Origin of the sequence: Bacillus sp. FSL W7-1582 (genome assembly GCF_038593325.1) — a bacterium.
Taxonomy (GTDB): domain Bacteria; phylum Bacillota; class Bacilli; order Bacillales; family Bacillaceae; genus Bacillus; species Bacillus altitudinis.
Genome location: NZ_CP151987.1, coordinates 1,267,824 through 1,284,097, shown reverse-complemented (window position 1 = coordinate 1,284,097; position 16,274 = coordinate 1,267,824). Strand labels below are relative to the sequence as shown.

The 16,274-nt window shown below is 43.2% G+C and carries 17 protein-coding genes and 1 riboswitch; of the genes, 2 read left to right on the top strand and 15 right to left on the bottom strand.

Translation table 11 applies throughout. The annotated features are described in order from the left end of the window. Positions 1 to 14 precede the first annotated feature (14 nt). A riboswitch (guanidine-I (ykkC/yxkD leader) is annotated at positions 15 to 126 on the bottom strand. A 199-nt stretch (positions 127 to 325) separates the two neighbouring features. Beyond that, entirely contained in the window at positions 326 to 1,369 is a 1,044-nt protein-coding gene (locus NSQ11_RS06545) for a trifunctional transcriptional activator/DNA repair protein Ada/methylated-DNA--[protein]-cysteine S-methyltransferase (protein WP_024719619.1), read from the top strand. 18 nt (positions 1,370 to 1,387) lie between these two features. Here NSQ11_RS06545 and NSQ11_RS06540 read toward each other — a convergent pair whose 3' ends face one another. The 5 genes from NSQ11_RS06540 to NSQ11_RS06520 all read right to left on the bottom strand — a co-directional run bounded on the left by NSQ11_RS06540 (position 1,388) and on the right by NSQ11_RS06520 (position 4,466). Then, complete coding sequence (locus NSQ11_RS06540; RefSeq protein WP_017359129.1) at positions 1,388 to 1,933, bottom strand: GNAT family N-acetyltransferase; 546 nt, start codon at positions 1,931 to 1,933, stop codon at positions 1,388 to 1,390. A 16-nt stretch (positions 1,934 to 1,949) separates the two neighbouring features. Further along, entirely contained in the window at positions 1,950 to 2,438 is a 489-nt protein-coding gene (locus tag NSQ11_RS06535; protein ID WP_144610166.1) for a small multi-drug export protein, read from the bottom strand. A 314-nt stretch (positions 2,439 to 2,752) separates the two neighbouring features. Next, positions 2,753 to 3,499, bottom strand: a complete 747-nt coding sequence (locus NSQ11_RS06530) for a hypothetical protein (protein WP_234935808.1) — start codon at positions 3,497 to 3,499, stop codon at positions 2,753 to 2,755. A 4-nt stretch (positions 3,500 to 3,503) separates the two neighbouring features. Next, entirely contained in the window at positions 3,504 to 3,830 is a 327-nt protein-coding gene (locus NSQ11_RS06525) for a PadR family transcriptional regulator (protein ID WP_212338789.1), read from the bottom strand. 114 nt (positions 3,831 to 3,944) lie between these two features. Then, positions 3,945 to 4,466: an acyl-CoA thioesterase gene (locus NSQ11_RS06520; protein WP_048001636.1), complete on the bottom strand. Its 522-nt coding sequence runs from the start codon at positions 4,464 to 4,466 to the stop codon at positions 3,945 to 3,947. Between the two features lie 179 nt (positions 4,467 to 4,645). Here NSQ11_RS06520 and NSQ11_RS06515 point away from each other — a divergent pair, with 179 nt between their 5' ends. After that, on the top strand, positions 4,646 to 5,506 hold the full coding sequence (locus NSQ11_RS06515; RefSeq protein WP_041507407.1) for a dimethylarginine dimethylaminohydrolase family protein: 861 nt from the start codon (positions 4,646 to 4,648) through the stop codon (positions 5,504 to 5,506). 61 nt (positions 5,507 to 5,567) lie between these two features. Here the strand turns inward: NSQ11_RS06515 and NSQ11_RS06510 are convergent, their stop codons facing one another. The 10 genes from NSQ11_RS06510 to proG form a co-directional block, all read right to left on the bottom strand. Beyond that, positions 5,568 to 6,536 (bottom strand): oligopeptide/dipeptide ABC transporter ATP-binding protein, encoded by a 969-nt coding sequence (locus NSQ11_RS06510; protein WP_008346217.1) that lies wholly within the window; start codon positions 6,534 to 6,536, stop codon positions 5,568 to 5,570. Then, complete coding sequence (locus tag NSQ11_RS06505) at positions 6,526 to 7,443, bottom strand: NlpC/P60 family protein (RefSeq protein ID WP_342501321.1); 918 nt, start codon at positions 7,441 to 7,443, stop codon at positions 6,526 to 6,528. Before NSQ11_RS06505 ends, NSQ11_RS06510 begins: the two co-directional genes overlap by 11 nt. Then, positions 7,443 to 8,522, bottom strand: a complete 1,080-nt coding sequence (locus NSQ11_RS06500) for a dipeptide epimerase (protein ID WP_050827191.1) — start codon at positions 8,520 to 8,522, stop codon at positions 7,443 to 7,445. Before NSQ11_RS06500 ends, NSQ11_RS06505 begins: the two co-directional genes overlap by 1 nt. Further along, the gene (locus tag NSQ11_RS06495; protein ID WP_007498837.1) at positions 8,519 to 9,460 is read right to left on the bottom strand and encodes an LD-carboxypeptidase; all 942 of its coding nucleotides are present in this window, start codon (positions 9,458 to 9,460) and stop codon (positions 8,519 to 8,521) included. The genes NSQ11_RS06500 and NSQ11_RS06495 overlap by 4 nt, the downstream gene beginning before the upstream one ends. A gap of 313 nt (positions 9,461 to 9,773) precedes the next feature. After that, positions 9,774 to 11,393, bottom strand: coding sequence for a peptide ABC transporter substrate-binding protein (locus NSQ11_RS06490; protein ID WP_035700454.1), 1,620 nt, complete (start codon positions 11,391 to 11,393; stop codon positions 9,774 to 9,776). Beyond that, complete coding sequence (locus NSQ11_RS06485; protein ID WP_007498841.1) at positions 11,390 to 12,403, bottom strand: ABC transporter ATP-binding protein; 1,014 nt, start codon at positions 12,401 to 12,403, stop codon at positions 11,390 to 11,392. The genes NSQ11_RS06490 and NSQ11_RS06485 overlap by 4 nt, the downstream gene beginning before the upstream one ends. A 7-nt stretch (positions 12,404 to 12,410) precedes the next feature. Next, positions 12,411 to 13,373, bottom strand: a complete 963-nt coding sequence (locus NSQ11_RS06480; protein WP_017359137.1) for an ABC transporter permease — start codon at positions 13,371 to 13,373, stop codon at positions 12,411 to 12,413. Continuing rightward, the gene (locus tag NSQ11_RS06475; protein ID WP_008346233.1) at positions 13,370 to 14,305 is read right to left on the bottom strand and encodes an ABC transporter permease; all 936 of its coding nucleotides are present in this window, start codon (positions 14,303 to 14,305) and stop codon (positions 13,370 to 13,372) included. Before NSQ11_RS06475 ends, NSQ11_RS06480 begins: the two co-directional genes overlap by 4 nt. An 18-nt stretch (positions 14,306 to 14,323) precedes the next feature. Beyond that, positions 14,324 to 15,148 (bottom strand): M55 family metallopeptidase, encoded by an 825-nt coding sequence (locus NSQ11_RS06470; protein ID WP_342501320.1) that lies wholly within the window; start codon positions 15,146 to 15,148, stop codon positions 14,324 to 14,326. A 189-nt stretch (positions 15,149 to 15,337) separates the two neighbouring features. Next, a complete protein-coding gene (gene proG, locus NSQ11_RS06465) occupies positions 15,338 to 16,162 on the bottom strand; it encodes a pyrroline-5-carboxylate reductase ProG (protein ID WP_025207214.1) in 825 nt (274 codons plus the stop codon). Positions 16,163 to 16,274: the final 112 nt, after the last annotated feature.

Genomic DNA, 16,274 nt, shown 5'->3' with positions numbered 1-16,274 from the left:
GATCGTTTGATCAAATCTCCCGGGCTTTTATCCCTCCGTGTCCATACGGCCCATTCTTAGAGGACCCTATGTGTTTTCTCTCGGTCCAGACTGCGCTGCCCGCACGGAACCCTAGAAAACCAATTCATGATAAGCAGATCTAGCGTAAAGCCGATTCTGTATAAAAAAGTGTATCACACCCTGATATGCCGGTCTACCACTTTGCTTTTCCCCTTCAAATATACTTGTTCATTTTTCGAAAGAAAGTGGATGAAAGCGAAGTATACTAAATGTTAGAAAGAGGAACGACCACATCACTGATATAATAAAACAAGAGGTGGATCAAATGATGATGACCGACGAACAAAAACACGAATTTTATCAAGCACTTGTTGATAAGAATCCGCAATATGACGGCACGTTCTTTGCAGGTATTAAAACAACCGGCATCTTCTGTCATGCCACATGTACTGCTAGAAAACCAAAATATGAAAACTGCGAGTTTTTCTTTACAGCAGAGGAGGCGCTGCTTGCAGGGTATCGGCCGTGTAAGCGATGCACGCCTTTAACATATCCTAACAGCATTCCAGAAGAAGTCAAAACACTTGTATCAGCAGTTGAAGAGAGTCCTGAGAAACGATGGAAAGAAGAAGATTTTCGCCAATTAGGGATTCACTCTGCAACAGCTCGGAGAAAATTTAAAGAAATCTATGGAATGACCTTTGTTCAATATGCTAGATCACGCCGAATGGGACTAGCGTTTAAAGAGATTCTAAACGGAAAAAAAGTCATTGATCAGCAAGTCACCTTCGGTTACGAGTCTTCCAGTGCCTTCAATGATGCCTTTACGAAAATCATGGGAAATCCACCCAAAAAGGCGCAAGTCAATATTTTGCATGCGAATTTTATTTCCACTCCGATTGGGCGGATGATGAGCATTTCAGATGCAACCCATGTGTATTTGCTTGAATTTATGGACAGGCGAGGATTAGAAAGAGAAATTGAGAACATCAGAAAAAAACATCATGCCCGTATTTTAGTTGGAGAAACAAACGTCCATCAGCAATTAGCAAAGGAATTGGCCTTATATTTTGAAAAGAAACTCACGCAGTTTACTGTGCCACTTGCTATACATGGCACCCCTTTTCAGAAAAGGGTATGGGATCTTCTATTACAGATTCCGCCAGGCGAAACGAGATCGTATCGAGATCTTGCCATCATGCTTGGCGATCCCCATTTGGTTCGGGCAGTTGGAAATGCAAATGGTGCCAATCAGTTGGCCATCATCATTCCTTGTCACCGAGTCATTCAAACAAGCGGTGAACTTGGCGGATATGGCGGGGGAATCGAACGAAAGAAATATTTACTTCAGTTAGAACAGCGTCTATAAAAGAAAAAGCGGCTCTCCTTATGATTCAAGCGAGCCGCTTTTTCCGTCACGAGTAACACTGTAAACATCAATCATTTGATCCCATTTTGAAATGGTTTTTTCTTTTTTCATCCCCATTTTCATTGCGACCTTGACTGACGCTTCATTGTCAGGGCGAATTAAGCTGACCATTCGCCTCACCTTCATTTCGTCAAAACCATACGCAAGACAGCCTTTTGCAGCCTCAACAGCATATCCTTTTCCCCATGCCGATCTCTTTAGCATATAGCCAATTTCAAGCTCTGTTTGTCCTTCGACGTTTTGGAGAACAATTCCGCTTTGACCAAGAGGTTCCTTCGTTTCTTTTTCTTCAATGATCCACAGGGACGTATGAAATGTGCGGTCATTCTTTTGATTCCAAGCAATCCACTCTTTTGTCTGCTTTTCATCCTTTAGTGAAGGATAATACTTCATGACCTCTGCATCTTGGAATAGCTTTTCATATAAAAAAGGCGCATCGTCTTCATCCATTGTTCTCAGTCTGAGACGCTCTGTTTCAAGCACGATCCGTGTTTGATGTGCCATTTTTTATCCCCCCTGCTTACTTGCTAAAAATATCTCCGAACAACCCATTTGAATCTGGGGCAAAGTAATGGAACCCCGCACCCGTTAAACTAGCAGCTAATGCGGTCCACATGATTAAACTGACCGTCATCCACACAGTGACTTGTTTTCTTTTCGTACCGAAGCTCATACACATAAAAGCCGCTAAATGACTGCCAATGATAAAAGGACCGATAAGTGCCAAACCAGGGAGACCATACCGTTCCCAAACCTTTTTGGCTTTCAGCTGTTTTTTCTCTCCTTTTTCATCATGTTTCTCCTCTTTCCTTTTCAGCCACCACGCTTTAAATCGGTCCACGAAGACGATGAGTAGCAAGACGGTAAGAAAGTTGCCGACGAATCCAATAACTGCCGTTGTCACAGGATGCAGACCACTTAAAATCCCCAGCGGAACGACACCAACCACTTCAAAAAAAGGTAAAGCAGCCAATATAAAAACGAGTACATACCCCCATACAATATCCAATCACAGAACCCCTTTTCATTTTTGTCCTCTTCTCATTGTAAAGAAAAATGTGATCCCATATCTACATTTTTTTAGAAAAAGAAAAGCACATCGCAAGTGATGTGCTCCAGATTGTTGACAAAGGGCTAAAATGAACTTTATTTTAGCCCTTTGTCTTCTTTTCAGCGTGATAGAAAACCTTTGCAGTCTAGGAAGGACGAGTACTGGCGCGGAGCGAATTTGACATTCGTGAGCACCAGCACGCAGGACTGACAAAGAATGCGAGGGTTTGTCTACACGCTGAAGCACATCGCAAGTGATGTGCTCTATCTACATTAAATGTTCATTTTTCTTGTTTGTTTTCTGTAAAAAGCGATTGTGAGCAAGACTAAAATCACAATGGATACCAGACTTGTGAAAAGAAGCATGAGAGGCGATGTCCATCCAAGCCATTCGAATAGGAGTTGCGGTCCAAAGAAGATCAACGGAATGAGCGACATCATATTCGCCTTTAATATGGCATTTAATAAGACAATACACAGCAGCAACAGAAGAATGACGCCCCATCTTTGGCTCGAGGTCAGCACAAGTAAAGGAGTACCAAGTTTTTGGTCCAATAATTTCACTGTGATCAAGGCTGTCATCTGAAAAACACCTAATATCCAAAAGTAAAAGAATGCCCTCCTGCTTGTTTGAAAGGCAGAAGCTCTAAACATCACAATGGTCATGATCACATTGGCCACTATGATGAGCGGATAACCAATGAGTGCATACCAAGAATACGATAAACTTTGACTGATGGCATCTGCTAACATCATGTAAAAAAGAGATCCAATTAAAAAAGCACTGACAAACGGAACCCAGTCTTTATGATTTCTAGAGAGCTCTTTCGCTAGCTCATCAGCAAAGCCCCGTGGATCTCCGCCAAATACATCTTCCCCTGTTTTCCCATCTTTCTCAGCTTCGACAGCGTGTGTCGTTAATTCATCCATCACTTCGTCGATCTCGTCCTGATTTTTCCCTTTTGATATGAGATAGAGTTGCAGCTCTAATAAGATGTGTCTCGTTTCTTTTGTTACCATCTTCTCACTTCCCTTTATGTAATAATCGCTCTACATTCCCTGACAGCTCATGCCATCGCATGGTAAAATCCGTCAGCGCTTCTTCGCCTCTTTGTGTGAGCGTATAGTATTTCCTTTTCGGCCCACTCGCCGATACTTTTGTAGACGTATGAACTAGTTGTTCTTTTTGCATGCGCAGCAAGATCGGATAAATACTGCCTTCACTAATTTGATCAAACCCATAGTGCGCAAGCTTCTTTGTCATTTCATAGCCATAAATTTCACCTTCAGAAATAATCGACAGCAGGCATCCCTCTAAAATTCCTTTTAGCATTTGTGTTGATTGTGTCATCATCGATCCTCCGCTTTCAGTACCTTGCATGACAAGATAGTTTGATCTTACCACACACTATCTTGCCATGCAAGATACCGACTCAGAAAAAAATCACCGCTTAAAGGGTGATTTTTACGCCCAAGGCTTATCCGTCCCAAGTGCGTCAGCCAAAGCTTTACTATGCTTTCGGCGGCTTTTTCTTTCCTCTGCCCGCTGCTTCGCTGTTTGATGAAGCATGATTTCTTCATCTGTTTCCGGCATGACTTGTGGAACTCGTTTTGGCTTCCCGTTTTCATCCAGCGAGACAAAGGTAAGAAATGAAGTTGCTGCGAGTCTGCGTTCTCCAGACATCAAGTTTTCTTTAATGACTTTGACGAATACTTCCATAGAAGATGTGCCGACCCATGTCACATAAGATTCTAAGCAGACGGACTCTTTCTGTCCAATCGGCTCTAAAAAATCAACTGAATCCATTGATGCGGTGACTGTTTCACTACGGCTGTGTCTTGCTGCCGAGATGGAAGCAATGTCATCTATATAACTCATTAATTTTCCGCCAAATAACGTTTGGTGGTTATTCGTATCGAGGGGGAATACCCTGCTGGTTTTCACAACTTTTGATTCCTTGCAGTATTTGAAATTTTCTTCACTCATCGTCATAGCTCCTTCTTGCTGTTTTCGTTGATGCGGAACGACTTTTATTAAACACTATTCTATTAGGTTTGTCTAAACTTTTTGCTTTAGTCTCTCATGAGAGATTTTCTTTCGGAAATGTTTCAACATTTACTAGAAGGAGGAATAATATAACTATCGATAAACAAGGAGGCCCTTTGATGGATTCTATGAAATCAGAGAAAGTGTATAAAACGCCGCAATGTATGAGTGAATATGATGATTTACAAGAAGTCCTCTTATGCAGTCCAATTTATATGGAAATTAAACAGATCATCAATGAAACCCAAAAGCATTTTGCAAGAGAAAATATTTCTCAAATCAAAGCCCTCACGCAGCATAAGCAATTCATCCAAACGCTGAAAAACCATCATGTCCGGCCTGTCCTTCTTCCTGCAAATGAACGTTTCCCTGAACAAGTCTTCACTCGGGATATTGGATTTACAATTGGACAGACTTTATTTGTTTCAAATATGGCAGCCCCTGTCAGACAAGGAGAAGAACATTCCTTAAAAGAATGGGCACAGACAAAAGGATGGACAACCATCACGCTGGATGATGGAACGATTGAAGGCGGCGATGTGCTTGTAGACCAAACCCGGGTATTTGTGGGGATCAGCAAAAGAACAAATCTAGCCGCCATCCAGCAGCTCAAAAAAGAACTGCCGAATCACGACATCATTCCTATTCATCTTCCTTCTCACATTTTGCATCTTGATTGTGTGATGAATATTCTTTCTCATCATGAGATCTTGATTTACCCTGAAGCTTTTACGGAAAAGGATCTTCATATGCTCACAAAGCATTATGATCTCATTGAAATAAGTGAGCAAGAGCAGTTCACACTTGGACCAAATGTGTTGTCCATTGGACAGAAAAAAGTCATCAGCTTACCAATCAACCAAGAAACAAATGCTGCATTAACAGCCCACGGCTACACCGTCATTGAAGTAGATTTTTCAGAAATCATTAAATCCGGCGGCTCTTTTAGATGCTGTACATTACCTATTAGGCGTTCATAAAAGCCAAAAAGCCAGCTTGTCTACTCGCTGGCTTTTTAAATGCTTACCTTCTTCCCTCTATCTATTTCCTATCATATAAATGACAAGCCACTTCATGCCCTTCTTCGACTGCTTGTAATACTGGCTTTTTGTCCGCACATACATCCATTGCAGCAGGACATCTTGTCCGAAATACGCAGCCGCTTGGCGGATTCACTGGACTTGGAATTTCTCCTTTTAAAATAAACCGCTTGCGTTTATCTTCCACATCAGGATCTGGAATCGGGATAGCAGACAGCAATGCTTGTGTATATGGATGAAGCGGTGTTTTATATAAAGCATCACTGCTAGTCATCTCCACGAGATGTCCTAAGTACATGACACCGATTCGATCGCTAATATATTTAACCATCGATAAATCATGGGCAATAAATAAAAACGTCAATCCTTCTTCTTTTTGCAGTTTTTTCAGCAAATTCACGACCTGAGCTTGAACGGATACATCTAGTGCAGAAATCGGCTCATCTGCCACGATAAACTTTGGCGATAAGGCGAGTGCTCTAGCAATCCCTATTCTTTGCCTCTGACCTCCGCTGAATTCGTGAGGATAGCGTGTAGCAAAATCATGACTTAGCCCCACCGCTTCAAGCAGTTCCTTCACGCGCTCGAGCCTTTTCTTTTGACTGCCATACAATTGGTGGATCTCCATCGGTTCTAGCATAATATCTTTTACAGAGAGCCTAGGATTTAAAGAAGAATACGGATCTTGAAACACCATTTGAATTTGCCTATTGAAATCAAATGATTCTCGGTTCGATAAGTGATGGAGACTTTTCCCTTCATACAAAGCTTCCCCTTCTGTCGGGTCATAAAGCCGCATGAGCACTTTTCCAAGTGTAGATTTCCCGCAGCCTGACTCACCAACAAGACCAAAGGTTTCGCCTTGTTTCAGCTGAAAGGTGACACCATCTAATGCTTTTAACGTTCTTCCTTTCGATAGATGAAAATGCTTTTTTAAGTTGTTGACTTGCAGAAGTGGTTCACTTCCCATCACATCTCCCCCTCTCAGCTTTCAAATACCGCCTTGTTCCTGCCCATTCCTGTTCATATGAAGTACCAGAAAGAGAAAGGAGTTCAATCTGTCTGCCCGTTTTAGGCGAGTGAAGCATCATGCCATCTCCAGCATACATCCCTACATGGCGAACTGCTCCCTTCCCATTGTCATTGGCAAAAAACATGAGATCACCTGGCGCCAAATGGTTTGATGCGACTGGAGTTCCTTGAACTGCTTGGTCACTTGCGTCTCTCGGTAATAAACATCCACACGCTTTGTACATACTGTAAACAAAACCCGAACAGTCGTAGCCATAGCTGCTCATGCCGCCCCACAAATATGACAGTCCAATAAATTGTTTTCCTATGGCTAAGGCATCCTTACCGCTCATAGAAGAAGGTGATGAAGCGTGGCGCACATCTTCTTTTTTGATTTCTCTTCTTCCTACTGGAGTTAGAACATCAAAGGAATCGCTCATTTCTTCAACAGGTGCTAGTTCTGTTAAAAAACTAACCTCCATATCCGGTGTTCCGTTTTGATATAAAACCGCTTTTTTCTGACAAACAATCAAGGGACTAGCAGGTGGTTCACTCTCTGATACTTCATTTAATTGCTTTACAGGGATATAACCTGGGTAGCCTTGCGGGTGTTTCCGGCTTGCCTGCTGCGGGATGACAACTTTCATCCAGCCATCTGTTTCCTCCAGCCCAATGACTCGTTCGCCAAGCAGTACTTGGGTTTGAATAAGGTTTTCTTCACATAAGGCCAATTTCTGTTCATATGTTTGCTCATCAATCCATTCTTTGATCTGGACGGAACTTTGAAGAACGTGTCGATCCATATCTCTCGGCGACTGCGGTGCTGTCCATATATTTGCGACTGGAACCTTTGATTCATATAACATCATAAGACCCCTTTCACTCCTTGAATGCCTAATCCATGATGCGGTGGAAAGAGAATATCTTTTCCTTGATAGACAATTCCTCCGTCTATTAAGTCCTCTTTGAGCATAAGCGGCGCATCAAAATCATAACGGGTAATATTCGGCTGGCTTGCAGCAAGATGAGCGGCTGCGGTAATCCCTAGTTTTGATTCGATCATACTGCCAACCATGCACTTGACGCCGTATGCTTCTGCTAAACTATTGATTTTCAGCGCTTTTTTGATACCGCCTGTTTTCATTAATTTTAAGTTGATGAGATCACAGCTTCTCGTTTCTAACACCTTGATGGCATCATGGAGGCTAAAAATACTTTCATCTGCCATAATCAATGTGTCTGTTGCTTCCGTCACCCGGCGCAGACCCTCGATGTCTTCTTTAGGCACTGGCTGCTCGACTAGTTCAATATCGAATGCCTCCATTTTTCGAATGGCCACAACCGCTTCCTTCCATGTCCAGCCTTGGTTGGCGTCAAGCCTGATTTGAATATCCGGCCCGACTTTTTCTCGAATCCGTTTGATCCGCTGAATATCCGTCTCTATATCATCTTTTCCCACTTTGATCTTTAAGGTACGAAAGCCTTCAGCTGCATATTGCTTCGCATCCTCTGCCATTTCTAGCGGACGGTTGACACTGACCGTATAATCCGTTTCCAGCTGATCACGATAACCACCAAGATATTGATAAAGCGGCAGGCCAGCCTGCTTCGCTAAACCATCGTATATCGCCATATCTATTGCAGCCTTTGCACTCGTGTTTCCTACAAGTACACGGTAGATCGCTGAAAAGATTTGTTCATATTGTGACAATGAGGCCCCAATCAAGATCGGCCTCATCACAGCGCAAATAGCATAGTCGATGCTTTCCAGTGTTTCACCTGTAATGACCGATGTCGGCACTGCCTCTCCATAGCTGACATCACCTTGATCATAGGTGATGATCACAATAAGAGATGCGGCGTCATACACCGTTCTTAATGCTGTTTTGAAAGGCTTCTTTAGCGGTACATTCGTTCTGCATGTGCGAACATCTACGATTTTCATTTGATCGCCTCTTTCGCTGCAACACCTGGGGAAATATGCAGTTTTTTCCCTGTAGCATCTAATGTTGCGTGCACGCCGATTGGAATGGCGAAGTTTGGAGATGAATGACCGATCCGAAAACCACCAAGTGCAGGTTTCTGTTGCGGAACAATATACGTCTCCCATAACTGATCGAGCGTTAACGACTGCTCTTTCTTTTTCGGCTCACATTGATGAAAATCACCAATGATAAATCCAGCCGCATCACGTAATTTTCCTGCAGAGGCTAGGTGCTGCATCATTCGATCGATTTTATATGGTTCTTCGTCAATATCTTCTATCAATAAAAGCTTCCCCTTTGTATCAATTTCAAAAGGTGTACCAAGTGTCGTGACAATAAGGGCAAGATTTCCTCCGGTGATTTCGCCTGAAGCCGTGCCATGATAAAAAGTATGAAGAGGTGACAGGTGGTTCGTATACGAAAAGGCTTTCGGAGTGAATAGCTGTAAAAAGGTATCCTTTGTATACGGGTGAACCCCTTCAAGTCCCACATCAGAGGAGAGCATTGGACCATGAAAGGTCACAAGACCCGTCTGCTGCTGAATCGCTGTATGTAAAAACGTAATATCACTGTATCCCCAAAAGATTTTTGGGTTCCGGCGAATGAGATCATAGTCAATGGCTTCTGCAATTCTTCCTGTTCCGTATCCTCCGCAAGCACAAATCACTGCCTTCACGTCTGGATCTTGAAACATGTGATGAATATCTTCCACTCGTTCATGATCATGACCTGCTAAATAACCATACCGGGAGTCGATATACTTCCCCTTTTTCACCTTTAGCCCTAAGCTTTCTAAAAAAGAAATACCTCTTGCTAATTTCAGCTCATCAGGCGGGCTTGCTGGTGCAATGATTCCCACTGTATCTCCTGTTTGAAGTGCCACTGGCAGATGGTTCATGCCAATCCCCTCTTTCTCTTCGTTTCTTTCAATCTATGGGCATCTTCTTCATAACATGAACGAATAAAGGAACAGACGCTTTTTTCAAAGCGTCCCAGATTGTTGACAAAGGGTTAAAATGAACTTTATTTTAACCCTTTGTCTTCTTTTCAGCGTGATAGAAAACCTTTGCAGCCCTAGGAAGGACGAGCATCGGCGCGGAGCGAATTTGACATTCGTGAGTACCAGCAGGCAGGACTGACAACGAATGCGAGGGTTTGTCTACACGCTGAGACGCTTTTTTCAAAGCGTCCCGTTCTCTCATTCTTTTCATTTACTCTCCATCTACCTGTGCCCATTTCAAATCAATGTAACCAACAGGATGACGGACAATGCCCTTTACGCCTTCTTTTTGTAAATAGACTTGGTTATAAAAATGAATGGGAATGATCGGTGCTTCTTCCATCAGAAGTGCCTCGGCATCATGCAGCATACGATTTCTCTTTTGTTCATCTGCTTCTTGACTCGCCTTTTTGATCAGCTGGTCATACGTATCATTTGACCAACCTGTCCGGTTCATCGCATTTCCTGTTTGGAAGCTCTCTAAGAAATTGATTGGGTCTGCATAGTCAGCTAGAAATGAACTTTGCGAGAATTGGAATTTGAGTGCCTTTTGATCTTCTGCAAACACATTTGCTTCCATGTTTGCAAGCTTCACATCTACCCCTAGCGCTTCTTTTAATTGTTGCTGAATGGCTTCTGCTTTTTTCTTATTTTCAGGCTTTGTACTATATGTTAATGTGACGGGCGGCAGCTTTGAATAGTTTTCTTCTTTCAACCCTTTTTCTAATAGTTTTACAGCTTCACTCGTATCATGTTTGACAAGATCGCCGCCAGCTTCTCTGAAATCTTCACCCTTTGAATCTAAAATTCCTGGTGAAACGAAGGCACGTGCTGGCTTCTCTTCATTTTTCGTCACGTACTCTACAATATCCTGAGGATTGATCGCCATTTGAAAGGCTTTGCGAATGTTCTTATTTTGAAAAGGCTCCATGTTGACATTTAGGCGATAAAAAAACAGCCCTGCTTGATCTTCAATTTGCACATCTTTGCTTTTTAACAGGTCTTCACTTTGTTCTGCCGGAACGAAGGCCGTATCTAAATCTCCTGATTGATACATTTGGTAATCTGTGTTTCGGTCACTAATCATGAGCCATTTCACTTGATCTAGCTTGACCGTTTGTTTGTCCCAATACGTGTCACTTTTTTCCATTGTAAAGCTTTCATCATGCTTCCACTCTGTCAGCTTAAACGGTCCATTACCGACAAAGGTTTTCGCATCCTTGGCCCAGTTCGGGTCCTTCTCCGCTACCTTCTCATTCACCGGGAAAAAGGCAGGGTTTGCGGTCATATTTAAGAAAGATTTCTGCGGGTATGCTAGCTTGACCTCTAGCGTTTGATCATTAACAGCCTTGACTTTTACATCTTCTTTCTTCCCTTTTCCGCTGTTAAACGCTTCGCCCCCTTCAATCATATAAGCTAAGAATGCCGCAGAAGAGCCCGTCTTTGGATCTAGCAGCCGCTTCCACGCATATTCAAAGTCACTTGCTTTGACTGGATCACCATTTGACCACTTAATCCCATCCCTTAAATGGAACGTGTACGTTTTTCCGTCCTTTGAGATGTCCCATTTTTCCGCCATGGCAGCAGATGGTTCGTGCTTTTCATTCAGTCTCGTTAATCCTTCCATTAAGTTATTGAGCCCTTGCCAGGACACATTATTAAAACCAATGGGCGGATCAAATGATGTCGGTTCGTTTTCATTATTTAATGTTAAAACTTTCTCTTCGCCCTTGCTTGAAGATCCTTTGCCTGCTTGCTCATTGGCTGTACATCCTGCAAGCAGCATCACTGCGATAAAGCACATACTGAGAATCCAACCTGTTTTTCTCATGAAAAACTCCCCCTTTGTGTTGAAGATAAAACCGTTTGCTTCGCTCGTTCATCTTGAAGCCAGCAATGTACTGCATGTGTAGGTGAACGCTGCGTTTCATGCGGCATGATATGATCACACACTTTCATCGCAGACGGGCATCGATCGGTATATGGACATCCTTTTGGCGGGGCAAATAAATCAGGCGGGCTTCCTTCAATAGGAATGAGTTCATCTTTCATATCCAGCCTTGGAACGGATTGCAGTAGCCCTTTTGTATAGGGATGCTGCGGACTGTAAAAGATATCTCGCCTTGTCCCAACTTCAACGATTTTCCCCCCGTACATGACGGCCACTCGATCAGCGACTTGTGCTACGACCCCTAGGTCATGTGTGATTAAAATAATCGTCACGCCTGTTTTTTTCTGAATCTCCTTAAATAGTTCTAAAATCTGCGCCTGTATGGTGACATCTAGTGCAGTTGTCGGTTCATCTGCAATCAGCACCTTCGGCTCACAAATAAGAGCCATTGCAATCATGAGCCGCTGCCTCATGCCACCGCTGAATTGATGCGGATATTGCTTCAGTCTCTCTTTCGGCTGCGGTATCCCCACCAAGTCAAGCATACGAAGCGCCTCTTCTTTCACTTCTTTTTTTGTCAGCTTCTGATGCACTTTTGCAGCTTCCATCAGCTGATCCCCAATTGTTAGCGTCGGGTTGAGTGCCGTCATAGGATCTTGAAAAATCATGGAGATATCGACACCACGGATGCTGCGCATGTCTTTTTCAGATAATGACAGCAAGTTGCGATCACGAAACCAAATTTCCCCTTGATCGACTTGTGCGCTGTATGCAGGGAGAAGCCGCATGATACTTTGAGACGTCACACTTTTTCCGCAGCCTGATTCTCCTACAATGGCGAGGGTTTCTTTTTCATACACATCCACATTCACCCCGCGTACCGCTTGAACAGAACCGCCATATGTCCGAAAGCTAACATGCAGATCGATAATCCGAAGCATTTTTTTCATCACGCCATCACCTCTTCATCTTCGGATCAAGCGCATCTTGCAAGCCATCACCTAAATTATTAAAGCAAAACATCGTCAGCGAAATAAAAAATGCCGGAAAGAATAAACGCCACCAGTGGCCATTATCTGACAGCACTGTCGGCAAGGCGTCATTGGCCATCACACCCCAGCTTGCAAACGGGGCTTGAATCCCTAAACCGAGAAAACTTAAGAATGCTTCAGCAAAAATCGCTGTCGGTACAGTTAGCGTCATCTGGACAATAATCGGTCCCATCGTATTCGGCAGTAAATTTCTGCGGATGATGCGCAAGCTTTTTGCGCCAAAGGTTTTCGAGGCAAGGACATATTCTTGGCTTTTCAGCTGAAGGACTTGACCTCTCACGATTCTTGCCATCCCGATCCAGCCTGTGACAGTGAGCGCCACAATAATAGTGACAAGCCCAGGCCCCATCAGGACCATCAATAAAATGACGACGAGTAAATACGGCAGACCGTAAAGCACCTCGACGATCCGCATCATGACATGGTCATACTTCCCGCCTTTATAGCCTGCAATACCGCCATAGATGACACCGATTGCAAAATCAATGAGAGCGGCCATCACGCCCACAAATAATGAAATGCGTGCGCCGTACCAAGTACGTGTAAACACATCACGTCCAAGCTCATCTGTTCCAAACCAGTGAGCAGCTGACGGTGGCAAGTTTTGCATAGAAAGCCGCTGTTCTGTCACACTATTCGGCGCAAGAAGTGGACCTAATACAGCCATGAGGAAAAGAAAAATCAGCACCGATAAACTAAACATAGCGAGTTTATTTTGTTTTAACCGTCGCCAAGTATCTGCCCAATACGAAAGTGAGGGTCTTTTAATGGCATGGACTTCAGATGTCTTTTGTTCTTTAGGAGCAAACCATTCATCTGGCACTTCATGCGCTTGATTCGTTTGATCATGCTGAAGGTGTATGCTCATGCCTTTCCTCCTTTCTGATGCAGCTGGATCCTTGGATCAAGCAGACGATATGTCACATCTACAATGAAAAGAAGGGTAATTAAGATGATGCTGTAAAAAACAGTAGTTCCCATGATGACAGGATAGTCACGGTTGTTAATACTCTCGACAAAGTATTTTCCCATTCCAGGGATCGCAAAGATTTTTTCAATGACAAAGCTGCCTGTTAAAATACTTGCGACAAGTGTGCCAAGGATCGTGACAACAGGTAAAAGTGCATTCCGCAGGGCATGTTTAAACACAATTTTATAAGGGGAAAGTCCTTTCGCTTTTGCAGTTCGAATATAGTCCTGCGACAGCACTTCAATCATGCTCGATCTCGTTAACCGGGCAATGATCGCCATTGGACCTACCGCCAGTGCAATGGTAGGAAGCACCATATGCATTGGACTTGTCCACATCGCTGTAGGAAAGAGTTTTACATTCACAGCAAGCTGCTGAATTAATAAGGTAGCAAAGATAAAGTTGGGTATGGATATACCGAAAACAGCAATCGTCATGGCGATATAATCAATCAAGCCATTATGCCGGAGGGCAGCCATGATTCCGAGCAAGATGCCGGAGATGACAGCAATCAAAATAGAGATAAGACCAAGTTCTAATGAGACTGGAAAACCTCTCGCCAATAAATCATTGACACTTTCAGAAGGCTTTTTAATGGAAGGACCAAAATCAAAAGTAACGATGGATTTTAAATAGATCATATATTGAACATAGAGTGGCTCGTCTAAGTGATAGTAGCTTTCGAGGTTTCGCTGGACAGTTTCGTTTGTATTTCGTTCTTCATTGAAGGGCGATCCTGGGATGACCTTCATTAAAATAAACGTTAAAGTTGTGATGGTTAAAATCGTGGCAATCATGGCAATCAAACGCTTGAGCAAAAAGCTGGCCATCTGCTGTCTCCCCCTCGCTTAACAAAATGTTGTACGTGCGGCAAGCTCTGTCATGACAAGCATCGCTTGGTAGGCTTCTAATATATTCTCTGCTTGGTACGTCACCGTTGTTGTCCCTTCGATGATGGCCGTACCCGGCATTAAATTCGCCCATTCGGCTTGTCCATAATTGGCAAACTCGATTTTCAGCACTGGCTGCTCAGGAGGCGTGAGCGGCTTCATTTGATGAATTTGTTTCATGGCAAATTCCACTTGCTGCGAGATGAGGGTGCTCACTTTCGCTGGTGTTAAGCATTTCACAGCAGATCTTGAAATGGTTTCTTTCACCGCCACTGTTTTCACGCCAGGCATTAACTTTTCAGCTTCAAGTGCTGCTTGATCGTCTCCGCATACAAGAATGACCGGAACACCATAATAGCCTGCGACATACGCATTAAAGCCCATTTCACCAATCGGATGATCATTTATGTAAAAATGTCTGACACCAAAAATCATACTGTGAGACATCACACCTTTCATTGATGCCCTTGCATGATAGCCTAAAAAAACAGCGGCATCATACGTTTGATCTAATCCTTGGACCATTGAATAAGGCTTTACATCACCTGATATGAGAGATGCTTCCTCATGCAAATCTTCAATCAACAGATTATTCATTTTAGAATGGCTATCATTCACTAAAATATCGGTCGCCCCATGTGTAAGAAGAGCTTCTACACAGGCGTTCACTTCACCTGTCATGATTTTTCTCCCGCGCTCATAATTGTGCTGGCGGCTATCAACAAATGTATGATCAGCTAGACCAGTAATTCCCTCCATATCGACTGATAAATAGAGCTTCATCCCCATCCCCCTTTAATTAAACTTAAAATTTGTGTATATTTTTCTAAATTTTCTAAAAAATTATATGAGAACTTGATTGATTTTTCAATACAATGTCTGAAAATAAGGAAATTAGACTCAGGTAATACAGGTCAAAAGCATTGATGATAAAGGATTTAATTTACAGAAAAAACACCACTAGCTATGTCTTTAGTGGTGTTTGTCTGCTTCATCGATTTGCGATTTTAGTTGCGCATATTTTTTCATCGTTTGTGTAAACAAGTCATCGAACATTTGCGGTGCCTGCTGCTGGATGACTGCAGCGCCTTCTCCTGTAATCCCGCCTTTTGTTGCGACCCTGTTCACCGTTTCAGCAAATGTCAGTCCGTGTTCAACAAGAACTTGTCCTGTACCGAGCAGCGCATATGTTAAAAATTCATAGGCTTCTTCTAAAGAAAGCTCACTATTCCGAACAGCGGCTCTCGCCATTTCTTCAAAGATTGCTGCAATAAAGCCCGGAGAAGAGCTTGTCAAATTACTCGCCGCATCAAAGCGGTCCTCTTCCACTTCCCTGACGATACTAAAAGCTGAAAGCAGGCGGTGGAGCCGTTCTTGCGCCTCCTGCCCAGCGGTTTCACCATGCGCCACAAGGGATACACCCGTCCCTACGGCTGATGTCAAAGTGGGAATGTATCTAGACACCGGCTGATTCGTATGTTGCATTAATTTGTCTAACGTGACAGCCGCTGCCACTGATACGATATGAAGAGATGTCTTTGCGAGGCTCAGTTGATCTAAGACATCAAGTACAGCAAGCGGTGGTACACAAACAAACACGACATCACATGATGCAGAGATGTCATCTAAAGAGCAAATGTTGACATGCTGGTTCTTCTCTTTCAGCTGTTGCAGACGCTCCGTTTCACTTCGTGTATGGATCATAAACTGACTGGCATGAAGTACTCCTTTATCCAGCCATTTTTGTACCATCATATCTGCCATGCTTCCATATCCAATGATTCCAATAGTCTCCACAGTTTAATCTCCTCTATTTTGCTTAGATTCACTACTTATTTTAACAATTTCCCACAATGTTTTCATTTTTATCCCACACTTTTTTCTTACGATAAAGTCAGTATCCACCACA

Excerpts from the sequence above, each read along its gene's own strand:
- NSQ11_RS06545 (WP_024719619.1), top strand. The coding sequence starts at position 326 with ATGATGATGACCGACGAACAAAAACACGAATTTTATCAAGCACTTGTT.
- NSQ11_RS06540 (WP_017359129.1), bottom strand. The coding sequence starts at position 1,933 with ATGGCACATCAAACACGGATCGTGCTTGAAACAGAGCGTCTCAGACTG.
- NSQ11_RS06530 (WP_234935808.1), bottom strand. The coding sequence starts at position 3,499 with ATGGTAACAAAAGAAACGAGACACATCTTATTAGAGCTGCAACTCTAT.
- NSQ11_RS06525 (WP_212338789.1), bottom strand. The coding sequence starts at position 3,830 with ATGACACAATCAACACAAATGCTAAAAGGAATTTTAGAGGGATGCCTG.
- NSQ11_RS06520 (WP_048001636.1), bottom strand. The coding sequence starts at position 4,466 with ATGAGTGAAGAAAATTTCAAATACTGCAAGGAATCAAAAGTTGTGAAA.
- NSQ11_RS06515 (WP_041507407.1), top strand. The coding sequence starts at position 4,646 with ATGGATTCTATGAAATCAGAGAAAGTGTATAAAACGCCGCAATGTATG.
- NSQ11_RS06510 (WP_008346217.1), bottom strand. The coding sequence starts at position 6,536 with ATGGGAAGTGAACCACTTCTGCAAGTCAACAACTTAAAAAAGCATTTT.
- NSQ11_RS06505 (WP_342501321.1), bottom strand. The coding sequence starts at position 7,443 with ATGTTATATGAATCAAAGGTTCCAGTCGCAAATATATGGACAGCACCG.
- NSQ11_RS06500 (WP_050827191.1), bottom strand. The coding sequence starts at position 8,522 with ATGAAAATCGTAGATGTTCGCACATGCAGAACGAATGTACCGCTAAAG.
- NSQ11_RS06495 (WP_007498837.1), bottom strand. The coding sequence starts at position 9,460 with ATGAACCATCTGCCAGTGGCACTTCAAACAGGAGATACAGTGGGAATC.
- NSQ11_RS06490 (WP_035700454.1), bottom strand. The coding sequence starts at position 11,393 with ATGAGAAAAACAGGTTGGATTCTCAGTATGTGCTTTATCGCAGTGATG.
- NSQ11_RS06485 (WP_007498841.1), bottom strand. The coding sequence starts at position 12,403 with ATGAAAAAAATGCTTCGGATTATCGATCTGCATGTTAGCTTTCGGACA.
- NSQ11_RS06480 (WP_017359137.1), bottom strand. The coding sequence starts at position 13,373 with ATGAGCATACACCTTCAGCATGATCAAACGAATCAAGCGCATGAAGTG.
- NSQ11_RS06475 (WP_008346233.1), bottom strand. The coding sequence starts at position 14,305 with ATGGCCAGCTTTTTGCTCAAGCGTTTGATTGCCATGATTGCCACGATT.
- NSQ11_RS06470 (WP_342501320.1), bottom strand. The coding sequence starts at position 15,148 with ATGAAGCTCTATTTATCAGTCGATATGGAGGGAATTACTGGTCTAGCT.